10 protein-coding genes are annotated in these 15535 nt (G+C 34.8%); 2 read left to right on the top strand and 8 right to left on the bottom strand.

The window, feature by feature from the left end:
• Positions 1 to 163 precede the first annotated feature (163 nt).
• On the bottom strand, positions 164 to 2098 hold the full coding sequence (locus ACFSC2_RS09530) for an amino acid permease (RefSeq protein ID WP_379814220.1): 1935 nt from the start codon (positions 2096 to 2098) through the stop codon (positions 164 to 166).
• Positions 2099 to 2405: 307 nt separating this feature from the next.
• Between ACFSC2_RS09530 and ACFSC2_RS09525 the strand changes: the two genes are divergently transcribed.
• The gene (locus ACFSC2_RS09525) at positions 2406 to 3566 is read left to right on the top strand and encodes a Gfo/Idh/MocA family protein (protein WP_379814221.1); all 1161 of its coding nucleotides are present in this window, start codon (positions 2406 to 2408) and stop codon (positions 3564 to 3566) included.
• A gap of 408 nt (positions 3567 to 3974) precedes the next feature.
• Here ACFSC2_RS09525 and ACFSC2_RS09520 read toward each other — a convergent pair whose 3' ends face one another.
• Entirely contained in the window at positions 3975 to 6881 is a 2907-nt protein-coding gene (locus ACFSC2_RS09520; protein ID WP_379814222.1) for an FAD-binding and (Fe-S)-binding domain-containing protein, read from the bottom strand.
• Positions 6882 to 7244: 363 nt separating this feature from the next.
• Between ACFSC2_RS09520 and nagA the strand changes: the two genes are divergently transcribed.
• Positions 7245 to 8360 carry an N-acetylglucosamine-6-phosphate deacetylase gene (gene nagA / locus ACFSC2_RS09515; protein ID WP_379814223.1) on the top strand — a complete coding sequence of 372 codons (1116 nt, stop codon included), beginning with the start codon at positions 7245 to 7247 and terminating at the stop codon, positions 8358 to 8360.
• Between the two features lie 33 nt (positions 8361 to 8393).
• Here the strand turns inward: nagA and ACFSC2_RS09510 are convergent, their stop codons facing one another.
• From ACFSC2_RS09510 to ACFSC2_RS09485, 6 genes are all read right to left on the bottom strand, one after another.
• On the bottom strand, positions 8394 to 8705 hold the full coding sequence (locus ACFSC2_RS09510; RefSeq protein ID WP_379814224.1) for a hypothetical protein: 312 nt from the start codon (positions 8703 to 8705) through the stop codon (positions 8394 to 8396).
• 52 nt (positions 8706 to 8757) lie between these two features.
• Complete coding sequence (locus ACFSC2_RS09505) at positions 8758 to 9717, bottom strand: DUF3137 domain-containing protein (RefSeq protein ID WP_379814225.1); 960 nt, start codon at positions 9715 to 9717, stop codon at positions 8758 to 8760.
• Complete coding sequence (locus tag ACFSC2_RS09500; RefSeq protein WP_379814226.1) at positions 9717 to 10274, bottom strand: LemA family protein; 558 nt, start codon at positions 10272 to 10274, stop codon at positions 9717 to 9719. Before ACFSC2_RS09500 ends, ACFSC2_RS09505 begins: the two co-directional genes overlap by 1 nt.
• Before the next feature lie 165 nt (positions 10275 to 10439).
• Positions 10440 to 11579 (bottom strand): exo-beta-N-acetylmuramidase NamZ family protein, encoded by a 1140-nt coding sequence (locus ACFSC2_RS09495; RefSeq protein ID WP_379814227.1) that lies wholly within the window; start codon positions 11577 to 11579, stop codon positions 10440 to 10442.
• Between the two features lie 146 nt (positions 11580 to 11725).
• Positions 11726 to 13024 carry a serine hydrolase domain-containing protein gene (locus tag ACFSC2_RS09490; RefSeq protein WP_379814228.1) on the bottom strand — a complete coding sequence of 433 codons (1299 nt, stop codon included), beginning with the start codon at positions 13022 to 13024 and terminating at the stop codon, positions 11726 to 11728.
• Between the two features lie 4 nt (positions 13025 to 13028).
• Positions 13029 to 15533 carry a beta-N-acetylhexosaminidase gene (locus ACFSC2_RS09485; RefSeq protein WP_379814229.1) on the bottom strand — a complete coding sequence of 835 codons (2505 nt, stop codon included), beginning with the start codon at positions 15531 to 15533 and terminating at the stop codon, positions 13029 to 13031.
• Positions 15534 to 15535: the final 2 nt, after the last annotated feature.

Genomic DNA, 15535 nt, shown 5'->3' with positions numbered 1-15535 from the left:
TTTAAGATGCAGAATTGCAAAATTTCTCTCGCAGATTTAGCTGATTCGGCAGATTTATTTAATATTGAAAAATCTCATCGATCTCCTAAATCTGCGGGAGAAAAACAAAAAAGCCGTTCTGAGATTTCAGAACGGCTTATAACTTATAACTCTTGACTCTTTCTTAACTTATAACTTGAGTATTGAGTTTACTATTTTTTCGGCTGTAGCCAAAGTAAATCAACAATCCGATGATTAACCAAACAGTAAAATAAATCCAGTTCCAAACGCTTAATTCCGCCATCATGTAAAGACAACAGATAAGTCCTAAAAGCGGAATTAAAGACAGGTTTTTTCTGAAAGCCCAAACCGCTAATCCAACCAAAACAAATAAGAAAATCCACATCGGAATTTTGTGCTTGAATAAACTAAAACCTGTTTCATATTTTAATGAATCACTAATTGGTAGCCCTTTTACAACTTCGGCATATTTAGCTTCATCATCTTGATATTGGCTTAACAAATGTTCTAAATCTGATGTTTCAGAAGTTTTATTATTTGCATCGATGCTTTTTAAATAATTATAAACTTTATATGAATCTGTTTTATCTAATGAAGTTACAATTGTTGTAGCATCAAAAGTTTGAGATTCGTTATTAATAAAAGCCATTGTTGCTTTATTATTGAAAGCAAAAGCATAATAAATTCCTGCAATCATTAAAACTGGCAGAATATATTTTGAATTGATATAAGGCGTTTTGAATTTTCCTCTAGGAATTTCTGGTTTATTTTGAAGTACCAAAACTCCCGCACAAACCAATACAAAGGCAAATAAAGTTCCGATACTGCATAAATCGGTTACCATTGTCAAATTCAAAAACAAAGCCGGAATTGCAACCACAAAACCAGTTACAACTGTAGCAAAAGATGGTGTTTTGAATCTCGGGTGAACGGTTGAAAATTTCTTTGGTAATAATCCATCACGACTCATACTCATCCAGATACGAGGCTGTCCCATTTGAAAAACTAATAAAACACTTGCCATTGCTACTACTGCACTTACAGCAATAATTCCTGACATCCATTTTAGGTCTAATTTATCGAATACAAATGCTAAAGGATCTCCAACATTTAGTTCGTGGTATTTTACCATTCCAGTTAAAACCAAGGCAATAGCAATATATAAAATGGTACAAATAATGATCGCCCACATCATACCGCGTGGTAAATCTCTTTGCGGATTTTTACATTCTTCTGCGGTTGTAGAAATGGCATCAAAACCAATATAAGCAAAGAAAACTGCCGAAACACCTTTTAAAACTCCTCCAACTCCATTTGGCGCAAACGGATCCCAATTGGCCGTATCTACGTAAAAAACTCCAACTGCAATTACTAATAGAACTACACAAAGTTTTACCACAACCATCAAGTTACTTGCGTTACGAGATTCTTTCATTCCTCTGTAAACCAAAGCTGTAATCAATATAATAATGAATAAAGCCGGAATATCAGTTACAAAATGAAAAGAACCAATTGTTGGTGCTGTTGTCCAAGCTGTATGTGCCTGCTGTAAAGCGACACTTAGATTTTCGAACGATTTTCCGCCACGCATTAAAGCTTCTGCATCATTAAAACCGCTTGAAGCAGTCAAATAATCCATCTGAATCCATTGCGGTAAATCTATACCGCCGCTATGGAGCAGTCCCGTAAAATAATCACTCCACGATATAGCGACCGTTATATTTCCGACGGCGTATTCCATGATTAAAGCCCATCCAATTATCCATGCAATAATTTCTCCAAAAGCCACATACGAATATGTATAAGCACTACCTGAAACTGGAACCATCGAAGCAAATTCAGCATAAGCAAAAGCAGCAAAACTACAAGCCAAAGCGGTAAAAAGGAACAAGAATATTACAGCTGGACCTCCATCTGCACTGGCTTTTCCGATCGTACTAAAGATTCCCGCTCCAACAATTGCAGCGATCCCGAATGCAGTTAAATCTCTTGTCGTTAAGTGTTTTCCTAACGCCTCATGACCGTCTGCCTCATTTTTTGCAACTTGTTTTAATATATCTTGTACCGTCTTTTTTCGGAATAAACTTGAAAATGCCATATAGTGCCTTGCGGTTAAATTAATTTAATAGAGACTTAATGCTTTTATTTTGCAAATAATGCAAAAATTATCTTTATATCAAATATATAAAACGATTTTGTTTTATTGTGTGATTTTTTTTAAACCGCTAAGTCAATAAGACACTAAGTTTTTTTTCTGCAGCAGATTTTTTTGTTTCATACAGATTTGATTGGATTACAACAGATAAATACAGATTATAAAATCAGCAGTCAAACATTCAAAATGTAACTTTTTTAATCATTACCCTACTAATCAATGAAATGTTTAATTTTTTAACGATAAACCTATGGAAAAAATCACAAGGCGTTCTTTTGTAAACAAATTTGGAATTGGTGTTGGTGCTTCGGTTGTAATGACGACTCTTCCCTCTTTTTTAACTGAAACCGAAAAAGTTCAGAAAACTTATACTGGAAAAAAATTAAATATCGCGCTCTGCGGCTTAGGAAACTACGCGTCATTATTGGCTGAAGGTCTTCAGGTTTCTGAATATTGTCAGCTTGCCGGAATCGTGACTGGAACACCTGCTAAAGCTGAAACATGGAAGAAAAAGTATAATATTTCGGAGAAAAATATTTACAATTATGAGAATTTCGATTCCATCGTAAAAAACAAAGACATTGATTTGGTGTACGTTGTGACTCCAAATTCGCTTCATAAAGAATTTACTGTCCGCGCAGCAAAAGCAGGAAAACATGTTATTGTCGAAAAACCAATGGCAATTACTGTCGAGGACTGCGAAGAAATGATTAAAGCCTGCAACGATAACAACGTACAATTGGCAATGGGTTATCGCCTGCATTACGAACCGAATCATCTGGAAGTAAAACGACTGGGACAAGAAAAAGTTTTAGGTCAAGTTCGTTATATTGAAACTGGTCTTGGTTACAGCACTTATGATGTTCGCGACATTAATAAACCTGTCGATTTAAATGCTCGTAACGAATGGAGACTTACTAAAAAATGGGCAGGCGGCGGTACCTTGATAAATTTAGGAGTTTATTGTATTCAGGTTTCGCGTTATGTTTTAGGAGAAGAACCAATTACTGTTACCGCGCAATTTGGAAATATAAACAACAAAAACAGATTTGCTCAGGTTGAAGAAAATATCACTTGGCAAATGGAATTTCCAAGTGGTGCTGTTGCTAATTGCAGCAGTTCTTATGGCTTTGGCATTGATCGATTTTATGCGGCTGCAGATGAAGGTTTCTTCGAAATGAGTCCTGCGGTGAGTTATGGACCTTTTATAGGCAAGAGATCTGATGGAAAACCATTTAATTTTCCGGTCATCAACCAACAGCAAACCCAAATGGATGAGATTTGTAAAGTCATTTTAGCAAACAAAAAACTTCCAAATCATATTACTGGTGAAGAAGGAATTAAAGATGTCAAAATCATCAATGCTATTTATAAAGCTGCTGAAACAGGTAAAAAAGTTAGTCTGAAATAGTTTTTTTGCCACAAATTGCACAAATTTTCTCGAATTATATTTTTCACGCAGATTTAGCAGATAATATAAATTTTGATTGCAAGCAAAAGATTTACGCAGATTTTTTAAAAATTGAATCTGTAAAATCTGCTTAAATCAGCAAAATCTGCGTGAAACAAAATCTATCTAATCCTTTTAATCTGTGGCTATTTTTTTCTCTCGCAGATTTAGCAGATAATGCAGATTTTTATTAAGATGAAAGATTTACACAGATTTTAAAATCAAATCTACAAAATCAGCTCAAATCTTTTTAAATCTGCGTGAAATAAAAAAAATAATCTGCTCAATCTGCCAAATCTGCGAGAGAATAAAATCTTTGCGAGCCTTCACGTTCCCGATAGCTATCGAGATTGCATTCTTTGCGTTAAATTACTTCAAGCAACTTCTTAAAATACTCACAGGATGCTGCGCCTCACGACTCGTTCCATCATAAATTTGATGACGACAGCTTGTTCCTGCAGCAGCGATTTTTACATTTTCAGCAGTGTTGCGTACTTTTGGAAACAGCGTATCCTCTCCCATTTGCATGCTCACTTTATAATGTTCTTTTTCGTAACCGAAAGAACCCGCCATTCCACAGCAGCCAGAATTATAAATCGTAACCGTATTGTTCTTTGGTAAATTCAACATTGCGAAAGTCGCTTCTACAGAACTCAAAGACTTCTGATGACAATGTCCGTGAATTTTAATTTCTTTCGTTTCTTCAGAGAAAGAATCTGGTGTGATTTTACCATCTATGATTTCTTTTTTAAAGAATTCTTCAATCGTAAAAGCATTTCTAGACAATTTTTCTGCAGCTTCTTTATCATCCGCTAGACGAAGGTATTCATCTCTAAAAGTCAAAATTGCCGAAGGTTCAATTCCGATTAAAGGTGCATTTCCTAAAACTAAATCTTTAAAAACATTCACGTTATGATTCGCAATCTTTTTGGCTTCTTCTAAAAATCCTTTCGAAAGATACGTTCTCCCGCTTTCTTCGTGATCGATTACTAAAACCTGATAACCTAATTTGGTCAATAATTCGAAAGCATCGATTCCGATATTGACATCATAATAATTCGTGAATTCGTCTACAAACAAGTATAATCTTCCGTTCGGGAAATTTGTTGTTATCGGTTTGTTATTAGCAAACCATTTTCTAAAAGTCTTTTTCGCTAATAACGGCACTTGTCTTTCAGGAGCAATTCCCATTGTTTTCTTTACCAAAGACTGATTCGAAATAAAATTCGTTATTGAAGGGAATTTACTTCCCATTTTGTTCAGTTTTGCGTTGTTGGCAAAAATTTTATTTCGGGTTGAGAATCCGTTTGCTTTTTGATATTGGTATAAAAATTCGGCTTTTAAAGTGGCAACGTCTACGTTACTCGGACATTCGCTTGCGCAGGCTTTACAGCTTACACACAACTCAAAAACTTCGTATAATTCTTTCTGGTCGAATTTGTTTTCTTTCTCAGAATACGTCAAATATTCGCGTAAAGCGTTGGCTCTTGCACGTGTTGTTTCTTTTTCATTTTTTGTAGCACGATAACTCGGACACATTGCTCCTCCCGCCGACGGCAGTTTTCTACAGTCACCAGAACCGTTACACTTTTCGGCCGCGCGTAAAACACCTAAACTATCTGAAAAATCCTGAAAAGTTTTTATGTCTGGTTCTACCCTGCCCGAAACCACACGATGATTTTCGTCCATTTTTAGGGCATTCACAATCTTTCCGATATTCAGAACTGAATTTGGGTCGAATGCCAATTTGATTCTTTTCAGTAATTCGTAATTCTTTTCGCCCACCATAAATGGAATAAATTCTCCACGTACGATTCCATCACCATGTTCCCCGCTTAACGAACCTCGATATTTTTTCACTAAATGTGCTACATCAGTCGCGATGGTTCTAAATAATTTTAAATCTGAGGTTTTCTTTAAATTCAAAACCGGACGTAAATGCAATTCTCCCGCACCTGCGTGCGCATAATAAATTGCTTCTTGTCCGTGACGTAACATCATGGCTGAAAATTCTGCAATGTAAGCTGGTAAATCGCTCAATTCTACTGCGGTATCTTCAATAGAATCGGCAGCTTTATCATCGCCGACAATACTTCCAAGAAGTCCGAGACCCGCTTTTCTCAATTCGTTTGCTTTCTCAATATCAGCACCATAAATTTTTACGCTGGCATAACCAAAATTATGTTTTTCCAAATCGGCTATCAAAGCATCTGCTTGTTTTTCAGCATCTTCTAATGAATTCGAAGCCACTTCAAACATCATAATCGCTTTTGGTTCTCCAACTAAAAAGAAACGATTTTTTACGTGTTCACGATTTGTTTTGGTACAATCCAAAATGGTGTCATCGATCATTTCGCAAGTGTACAAATGATGTTTCATTGCCACTACAACCGATTCTAAAGATTCCTGAATCGTATGATAATGCGCTACGACCATAATGTTATGAGCTGGTGGTAAATCATCCACTTTCAAAACTACTTCGGTTGTAAAAGCTAACGTTCCCTCACTTCCACAAAGCAGTTTTCCAAGATTGATTGTTGGTTCAGTTCCGCCAAACAATTCTGATTTCAGCAGAATATCAACTGCATAACCTGTATTTCTTCTGTGAATTTCAGGTTTCGGAAACTCTTTTATAATTTCTTCCTGCGTTTCCTTAACCGAAAGTTCGTCGTAAATTGATTTGTATATTTTATTTTCTAAAGTATCTCCTTTCGTTTTTTCTATAAATTCTGCCGATGTCAAATCTTTAAAAACAACTTTAGAACCGTCACTCAAAAATCCTTTAACCTCAACAATTTTATCTCTTGTAACACCATAACGAATAGAAGTTGTCCCCGAAGAATTATTTCCAACCATTCCGCCAATCATCGCACGATTTGAAGTCGAAGTAATTGGAGCAAAAAATACGCCGTGAGGTTTTAAGAATAAATTCAGTTCATCGCGAATTACACCTGGCTGTACCGTTACGGTTTTCTTCTCTGCATCAAAAGATAAAATTTTAGTAAAATTCTTCGAAACATCTACAACCAATCCGTCTCCAACTGTCTGTCCTGCCAGCGAAGTTCCTGCAGTTCTTGGCGTAATCGAGATTTCGTGTTTTGCAGCAAAGGCAATCAATTTCGCAATATCTTCCTCGGTTTTTGGTATCGCAACTGCTTTCGGTTTTATGCGATAAACTGAAGCATCTGTTGAATAAAGAGTTTTATGAAGATCATCGTATAAAAGTGTTCCTTCAAGCGATGCTGCTAATTGATCTAATTCTTTTTGAATGGACATATAGTTTGTTGTTTTTTTGATCTAAAATTGCGTTGTAAAATTACTTATTTTTTACCTTAAAACCCACAAAGATTCACAGGTTTACGAGGTGTATTTTAAAGATTATTGTCTTTATTTTTCTTATTTTTGAGTGTTTAATTTTTGAACCATTTTTCAATAAAAATGGCCTAAAATTAAACTGAAATATTCGCAGGTTTTTGGACGGAATATTTCAAAATATCATTTAATTTTTATTCAAATTGACTTAAATTAACTTTTTCATAAAACCTATCTTTTTCAGGAAAAACTTTCTTTGTTTTCAAAAGAAGTAACTAGAAAAAACAGCAAATCATCATATTCATAAAACAAGATTCTAAACAAAAAATGAAACAAGCGATTATCAATTCAACTATACATACGGGTGAAGAAATACTAACCAACGAAGTAATAATTATTGAAAACGGCATAATACTTTCTGTTCAGAAAGAAATTCCCAGTGATATTCAAAAAATTGATTTAAAGGGAAAACATATTTCAGCTGGTTTTATTGATATTCAGATAAATGGAGGCGAGAAAAAATATTTCAGCCAAACTCCAACAGAAGAAACGATTCAAGATATTTATGATGCAAGTCTTAAATATGGCACAACTCACGTACTGCCTTGTTTGATTTCATCTTCAAGAGAAACGATTCTACAAGGAATCGAATCGGTTCGTAATTATAGAAACAAACACCATAACGGCGTAATCGGAATGCATTTGGAAGGACCATTTCTGAATCCGCAAAAACGAGGCGCCCATAGCATTGATCAGGTTCGAAAACCTACAAACGCAGAACTTAAAGAAATTATCGAACGCGGAAAAGATGTGATTAAAGTAATTACAATTGCTCCAGAATGTTTTACAGACGAACAGCTAGACATGCTTTTGGCCAGCGGTTTTGAAATTTCGATCGGACATTCAACCGTAACACACAAAGAAGCACAGCACTATTTTTCGAAAGGCATTAAACTTGTTACGCATTTGTTTAACGCAATGACACAATTCGGACACCGCGAACCTGGATTGGTTGGTGCTGTTTTTGAAAACGAAAATGTATTTGCTCCTGTTATTTTAGACGGTGTTCATTGTGATTATGCTGCTGCTAAAATTGCTTACCAATTAAAAAAGGATAAATTCTTCCTGATAAGTGACGCTACTTTCCTTGGACGAAAAATCGAAAATTTTAAATGGGATAATTTTGATGCTCATTTGGTAAATGGTTTTTACAGAAATGAAGACGGAAATCTCGCGGGAGCTACCATTTCAATGGAAGAAGCAGTTCAAAACGCTTATCATCATTTGAATGTTTCTGTAGATGAAGCCATAAAAATGGCTACTTGCCGTGTTGCAGACGCGATCGGATTAGGAGATCAATACGGAAAAATTAAAGCGGGATTTCCTGCTTCGTTTGTTCATTTTAATTCTGATTTATCTGAAATAACAACTTTGAAATTTTAAGTTTTTTTGTTGTCACAAAGGCATTTATCTTATTTAATAACTAATTTTTAATTCGCTGTTGCTTTTAAAAACTATAAAAAAGACGACAATCAAAATAACACACAAAACAAGGGAGCCGGCTCGAACATTTTTACCCATTTGATTTGAAATTTCAAAAGTTAGTGTAAACAAGTACAGAAAAAGCCCGACGAAGAATAAAACAAAAGTAATCACGATCATGAAAATCTTGCCTTCGCCGATTAAAGTCTGGCGGAGGGCAAGAATCTCATCTGCCACGAAAAAAAAGAAATAAACAAACCAAACCCAATATAAAAAATGGAAAACGAAGGCTAAATTTGATTTCATGTGTTCGGGATTTTAATTCACTCTTATTTATTGTTCTTCATTTTGACTAAAACTATTCTTTACCCCAAATCCTTGTATTCAAATCCAATTCGTGAACAATGTCATACATGAATCTCACAATCGAAAGATCATTTTCAAGTAAATTTGAAGCTAAAAGTGTCTCATGAATTGGCGCTTCGAAGTAATTATAATCTAACGGAAAAGCGATATACATTTTTGAAGCTGTAAAAGAAACTGAAATGGTTCCATCTGATTTACTGTTTAAGTCCAAAATTCTTTCCATCAAGGCTGGTGTCAAAATATACCTTGCTTGTATTTGATCGCTGGAGTACGTAACAAATGTGTTATCAAAATCAGTATTTTCTAGCTGTACAATTTGAGTGCTGTTAATATTGAAAACATTTTTTGAGAACCAAGATCTTACCGAATTACCAAAATTTTTTGGACGAACTATTGTTGCCGTATCAAAATTTTTATTGAAATCAGCAACAAAAATAATTCCTTTAAAAATGTCATGCCAAGTAGTACTTGTAGAGCCATTTTTATCTTGTCTTTCTGTTTTATATTCGGCATGAACTTCTGCAAAATAAAAAGAAGTTTTCTCGTTTACACCGCTGATCATATCTTCGGTTTTGTAACGATCTGGTTCTGTCGAAAAAAGATCAGAACTTATAAACTCATATTTTGGAAATCCACTTTTAGGTGTAATTGTAAGTGTTTCGTTAATTTCTTTTAAAGCCGCTCCGATAACATTCGTTTTAAAATTGTTTTTATATATTTTGGCATCGTCTTCGATACGAAAATACATTACAACCCCTACAATCAAAGGAACTAGGCAGCAGATAATACCCAAGATTACAAATCCGATAAATAAGCCTGCCATCAAAATCAACACTGTCAGACCAAATAAGATATAGCAGGTTTGATAGGTTTCGGCAATTTTTTTTCGATCAACTTCTAATGTATTCAGTACTTGCTGTAATCGCTCTTTTAAGTTTATTTCTGAATCCATTAATTATTAAAAAGTTCTTTTGCACTAACATTTTTACGCTCTTCTTCTTGAGTTGCCAGCACATCTATTTTGGTATATCCCAGCATTCCGGCAAACATATTTCCTGGAAACATCATGATCGCATTATTATAATCGGTAACCGCAGCATTGTAAGTTCTTCTTGCAGCAGCAATTTGTTCTTCGCTTTCTGTCCAAGTAGACTGAAGGTTATTAAAATTTGAATTGGCTTTTAAGTCTGGATAATTCTCCACATTTACCATCAAACCTCTTACACTGGCACTCAACTGTGTATCTAATGCTGCTTTTTCCTGATCACTCAAATTACCGTTTACGGCTTTGGCACGAAGCTCTACAATTTTGGTTAAAGTGTCCTGTTCGTAATTCATGTATTGTTTTACCAACTCTACAAGGTTCGGAATCAAATCAAAACGTTTTTTCAACATTACATCAATTGCCGAAAATGCATTAGTAACCTGATTTCGTTTTCCGATCAGTGAGTTATACATCACGATTCCGAATAATAGTAAGAAAACGATAAGTGCTAGAATAACAATCATATTAATTTATTTTTTTAATTGGTTTCTGACAAATATAAATAAAATGAAATACCCTTTTTTTAGAAGGACATAAATTTTACTTCAATTATTTAAGATCAATTTTTCAAAGAACTTTTTCTGATGATATTCCGTTTCATAAATGATTTTCTTAAAAAGATTTTCTTTCTAACGATAAATCAAATAGGGTTTTCTCATCTTTTTAAAATCACTCAAACCCTGTTTCCAGCTTTCTCGAATTTCTTCTTCCGAAATTCCAGCTTCTATTTGCTGCTGTAGTTTTTCATTTCCTGCCCGGATAGCAAATTTTCTTTTGTCAAAAAACTTAGATTTATCTGCTGTTGTTTGATACGCTTTGATCAGCCATTTAATTTCCAATCTATTGATTTTCGGAATTTTCGACAAATCTTCTCCGTTACATTCAATTCCGTTATATAAAGGATTTTTATCTCCAAAATTAGGCTTTGGTGTAAAAGCAAAATTGCTTTTTGGCAGATCTGGCGAACCGTAAATTTGGAATTGTTTTTCGGTACCGCGCCCCATACTTACATTTGTTCCTTCAAAAAGACATAAACTTACATACAAATTGATCGCTTGATCGTTTGGCAGATTTGGCGAAGGACGAACGGGAAGACTGTAACTCATTGTGCGGTTATAATTTGAACACGGAATCACAGTCAGTTTGCATTGAATGCCGTCTTTGAGCCATTTTTGTCCGTTGATCATTTTGGCTTCTTCGCCCAAAGTCATACCGTGTAACAACGGCGTTGGATGCATTCCGATACCGCTTTTAAAAGCAATATCCAAAACAGGCCCGTCGATAATTGCTATATTCGGATTTGGTCTGTCAAGTACAATTAACAGTTTATTGTTTTCGGCACAAGCCTCCATAATTCTGTGCATGGTTGAAACATAAGTATATAATCTTGTACCAACATCTTGTAAATCAAAAACCATGACGTCAATATCTTTTAATTGTGCTGCATTTGGTTTGTTGTTTTTTCCATAAAGAGAAGTAATCGATAAACCTGTTTTCGAATCAATTTCGTCTGAAACGTGTTCACCCGCATCAGCCGTTCCTCTAAAACCGTGTTCTGGCGCAAAAATGGTTTTGATTTTTATATTTTCTTTTACTAAAAAATCAACCAAATGGGTTTTCTCGTCTATAATTCCAGTTTGATTCGTTACAATTCCTACTGTTTTCCCTTTCAACAAAGGCAAATAAGCTTTGTAATTCTGTGCTCCTGTTTTTATTTGAGCAAACGAAACTGTAGTTACTAAGACACAGATTAAGATTAGTTTTTTCATACTCTCTTATTTTTTTGCCACGAATTCACGAATTAATCTGTAAAATTTGAAAGCAGGTAACCACCAAATTTCAACTAATTTGATTGTAATAATTCGTGAATTGCTTCGCCTGTTCGCTATCGCTCGGGTCGTGGCTAATAAAACTTTTAAAATTTATTAATTTGCTTCCAGATCTTAGCACTAAAATCATCTTTGTACATTAATCTGTTTGTTCTTGTTGGATTAACGCGATTGGTCAGAATAATCAAAAATCGGTTAGTGTTTGGATTCATAAAGAAAAAAGTTCCTGTAAAACCTGTATGTCCGAAATCCTCTTTTGTAAAAAACTCGTCTGGTTTTCTTTTGTCAAAACCTAAACCGCGATAAATTCCTGCTTTTGCAAGCGGTGACTCTGTAAATTCTTTTACAACTTTTTCTTTTAGAATTTGTTTTCCTTTATAATTTCCGTTGTTCATCAACATTTTGCAGATCACGGCAATCGACTCTGCATTGGCAAATAAACCTGCATTTCCAGAAACACCACCAAAAATTGCGGCAGCTTCGTCATGCACATATCCATGAATAGTATCTTTTCTGAAGAAATTATCCAATTCTGTCGGCATTACATTTTCTAAAGAAGTCCATTTTAACGGATTGTATCCAATTTTTGAAATTCCCAATTCGGTATAAATTTCATTTGTCAGCTGATCTAATTTTTTTCCTGTTTTTGCTTCAATCATTTCTTTTACCAAAATCAAGTTCAGATCACTGTAAACATATTTTCCACGCACATTAGTATTTGCGGCAGCGATCTGTTGATGAACCGTTTTATAAAACGCTGGATTTATCCACATGTTTTTATAAATCTGAACCCAATTTTCCTTAGGTTCGAAAGAAAGATAATTGGCATCATAAACGATGTTTTTGTTTACATACATCGTATCAAACAAATCTGGATATTGATCTGATTTTTGATTACTCAACAATGATGAACCATCAGGCGTTGAAAGCAGACTTTGATAAAAAGTGATACTTGCTTTTAAACCGGAAGTGTGTGTTAAGAGTTCGAAAAGCGTTAAATCGGCAATTGGCGTATTTTTATAAAACGGAACAATTTGACCTACCTGATCTGTCAGCTTTATTTTGTTTTCCCCTACCAAACGCATAGTTGCAAGCGTTGCTCCTAAAACTTTTGACATAGAAGCCAGATCAAAAACATCTTCCGATTTTACTAATTGCTTTTTACTGTAGTCGTGATAACCGTAATTTTTGGTTATAAGATTAAAATCTCCTGTACCAACAATAATTTGCACTCCTGGAAAAAAACCTTTTTCTAATGCGTTTGTCATCATCGAATCGATATAAACTTCATTTCGTTTTACATCAAAAGAATTTGCAGTTTTTTGTGCATAACAACTGAATCCTGAAAGAATCAATAATGCAATTATAATTTTTGCTGTTTTCATAATATTACGGATTAATTCTCAAATCCTCCGCTGCAATCAAAGGTTCATTATTCGTTCCTTTTATTTGTATTCTTACTGCTTTTACAGGTTGTTTTGGATAAATAGAAGCATTTCCGTAATCGAAAATTTCTCCTTTTTCAAAATCAATTCCATTATACGAATACTCTACAAAACCGTCATTGGCAATAAATCTCGGATGATGCGGAATTCCCGTTAAAACTTCAATTTTAGAAGAAACAACTGGATTTGTAAAAGTGTACAAAATCCAATCGCCGTCTTTGCAGGCAACATCTGTTCTTAAATAGGTTTCGATATTATAATCTTCTAAATTCGAAATCGGAAACTTCGGATTTTCTGCCATCGAAGAAGTCACTTTTACTTCTGGCTCCAGATAAGGCGAACAATTAAAATTTGCTTTTGCTGCAGTTTCTTTTGCTTCTTTATTTTCAACAGAAAAATCTAAACGATACGTATTTTTTTCATTATAATTTTCAATCAAAAATCGAAGACGAGGTTTTGATTTTAATGTTTTTTCTTCAGGATAGGATTGAATCAATTGATCATTTTCAAACAATGAAACCGACTTAATCATTCCATTTGCTGTTTCGTCTTTTTCTGCTGTGAATGTCAAATACCAAATCCCTTTTTTATCAATATGTTCCGAAATATTTTCAGAAATAATAATTGTTTCTGCTTTTGAAGTGCTCCATTTTGCAACTGGAAGTTTTTCTACTTTTACTGAAGGACTCGCCGAGTTTTCATCAAAAAAAGTTCTAAAAAAATAGTGTTCGTAATTCTTTGTCTTAATCGGATTGGTGTATAATGGAGAATTTCTCGTCGGTTCGTTTCCTTGTGCATCGTAACGTACAATTGCTCCTTCATAAGGTGTTGTTACTGTAATAATTCCGTTTTGATAAATCGCTGTTGGAGGAAAATCTCTAAATGCAATTCCCATATCGGCCAAACGTTTTAAATGACTGTTGGTAAGTCTTCCATAAAAATCATCCCAGTTTTTGTCTTTTTTCTGCGACCATCCAATTTCCGAAAGCGCACAGATTCTCGGATAACTCTGATATTCCATAATTCTTGCTGGACGATCTAGATATTCGCTCCACAAAGCACCCTGAACTCCAATTATGTTTTTTTGCTCTTCGGGTGTTAAATCAGCATCTGGAATTGGTTCAAATGAATACGCTCGTTTTGTATCTGTTATAGCCGCCCAGCGATGCCCGCGTTCTGTTTCAGATTGCGCCATATCATAATAAGTATACTGCCCCGGCATCATAATTGTTTTGTATCCTTTTTTTGCAGATTCGATTCCGTAACCAATTCCCTGCCAAGCAGAAATCAGTGTATTCGGATTGATTTCGCCGCCTTTCAGAATTTCATTCCAGCCATCTGTTTTCTTATGGTATTTATCTACAATTTTCTGAACTCTTTTAAAGAAATAATTCTGAAGCTGAAAACTATCGGTAAATCCTTCTTTCGCCATCAAAGCTTGACATTTTGGGCAGTGTTCCCAATTGGCACGATTGACTTCGTCTCCTGCAATGTGTATATATTCAAAAGGGAAAAGTCCTGATACTTCTTTAATAATGTTATCCAGAATTTCGTAGTTTTCTTCGCGTCCCACGCACCAAACGTTTTTTACTTCACCCTGAACACTTTTGAGTTCCTGCGTTATAGCGCATCCAACTTCAGGATAGGAAGCCGTTACAGCACGTGAATGTCCCGAAATTTCGATTTCTGGCATTATAGAAATACCTCTTTCTTGAGCGTACGCTACCACTTCTTTAATATCATCCTGAGTATAAAAACCTCCATAACGTTGATTTCCTGACCCATAAGATGGTAATAAAACTTCGCTTGGACCGCGCCACGCTCCTTTTGCTGTAAGATCCGGCATTGATTTTATTTCTATTCGCCAGCCATTATCATCGGTAAGATGCCAATGGAAAATATTCATTTTGTGTGCGGCCAGCCAGTCAATATAATTTTTAACGGTGGGTTTGTCAAAAAACTGTCGCGAGCAGTCTAGCATCATTCCACGCCATTCAAAACGTGGATAATCTTCTATTTTTACAAATGGAATTGTTCCTTTTTTTACTTCTTTGGCAACGCAAATTTGTAATAAAGTTTTATAACCGTTTAAAACTCCGTTAGCTGTTTTTCCTTTAACAATAACGCCTTTTTTGGTAACACTTAATTTGTATCCTTCGTTTGGAAGACTCAGCTTTTCATCCACCAAAAAGAAAATACTGTTTTTTTGAGCTTTAGTTCCAATAGAAACAATCGGATTGGTATTGGTATTTTTTGAAAATCCATTTTTAATATAATCCGAACTTCTTTTTATTTTTTCGTCAACAATAATATTTACAGTTGAAGGAATTATGAAAACACCTTCTTTCTGTTTCACTTTTACAGGTTTTGGAATAATATCCAATTTTTGTGCTTGTAAAATAGTCAGTGAACTCAGGAAAAGGGCAAATAGATAAATATACTTTTTCATTA

Origin of the sequence: Flavobacterium artemisiae (assembly GCF_042678225.1) — a bacterium.
GTDB lineage: Bacteria > Bacteroidota > Bacteroidia > Flavobacteriales > Flavobacteriaceae > Flavobacterium > Flavobacterium artemisiae.
The sequence above is the reverse complement of the archived record's forward strand: the minus strand, read 5'-3'. Positions and strand labels throughout refer to the sequence as shown.

What these genes read in the sequence shown, in the direction of transcription:
- ACFSC2_RS09530 (WP_379814220.1), bottom strand. Translation starts at nt 2,098, where the DNA reads ATGGCATTTTCAAGTTTATTCCGAAAAAAGACGGTACAAGATATATTA.
- ACFSC2_RS09500 (WP_379814226.1), bottom strand. Translation starts at nt 10,274, where the DNA reads ATGATTGTTATTCTAGCACTTATCGTTTTCTTACTATTATTCGGAATC.
- ACFSC2_RS09485 (WP_379814229.1), bottom strand. Translation starts at nt 15,533, where the DNA reads ATGAAAAAGTATATTTATCTATTTGCCCTTTTCCTGAGTTCACTGACT.
- ACFSC2_RS09510 (WP_379814224.1), bottom strand. Translation starts at nt 8,705, where the DNA reads ATGAAATCAAATTTAGCCTTCGTTTTCCATTTTTTATATTGGGTTTGG.
- ACFSC2_RS09495 (WP_379814227.1), bottom strand. Translation starts at nt 11,579, where the DNA reads ATGAAAAAACTAATCTTAATCTGTGTCTTAGTAACTACAGTTTCGTTT.
- ACFSC2_RS09520 (WP_379814222.1), bottom strand. Translation starts at nt 6,881, where the DNA reads ATGTCCATTCAAAAAGAATTAGATCAATTAGCAGCATCGCTTGAAGGA.
- nagA (WP_379814223.1), top strand. Translation starts at nt 7,245, where the DNA reads ATGAAACAAGCGATTATCAATTCAACTATACATACGGGTGAAGAAATA.
- ACFSC2_RS09525 (WP_379814221.1), top strand. Translation starts at nt 2,406, where the DNA reads ATGGAAAAAATCACAAGGCGTTCTTTTGTAAACAAATTTGGAATTGGT.
- ACFSC2_RS09505 (WP_379814225.1), bottom strand. Translation starts at nt 9,717, where the DNA reads ATGGATTCAGAAATAAACTTAAAAGAGCGATTACAGCAAGTACTGAAT.
- ACFSC2_RS09490 (WP_379814228.1), bottom strand. Translation starts at nt 13,024, where the DNA reads ATGAAAACAGCAAAAATTATAATTGCATTATTGATTCTTTCAGGATTC.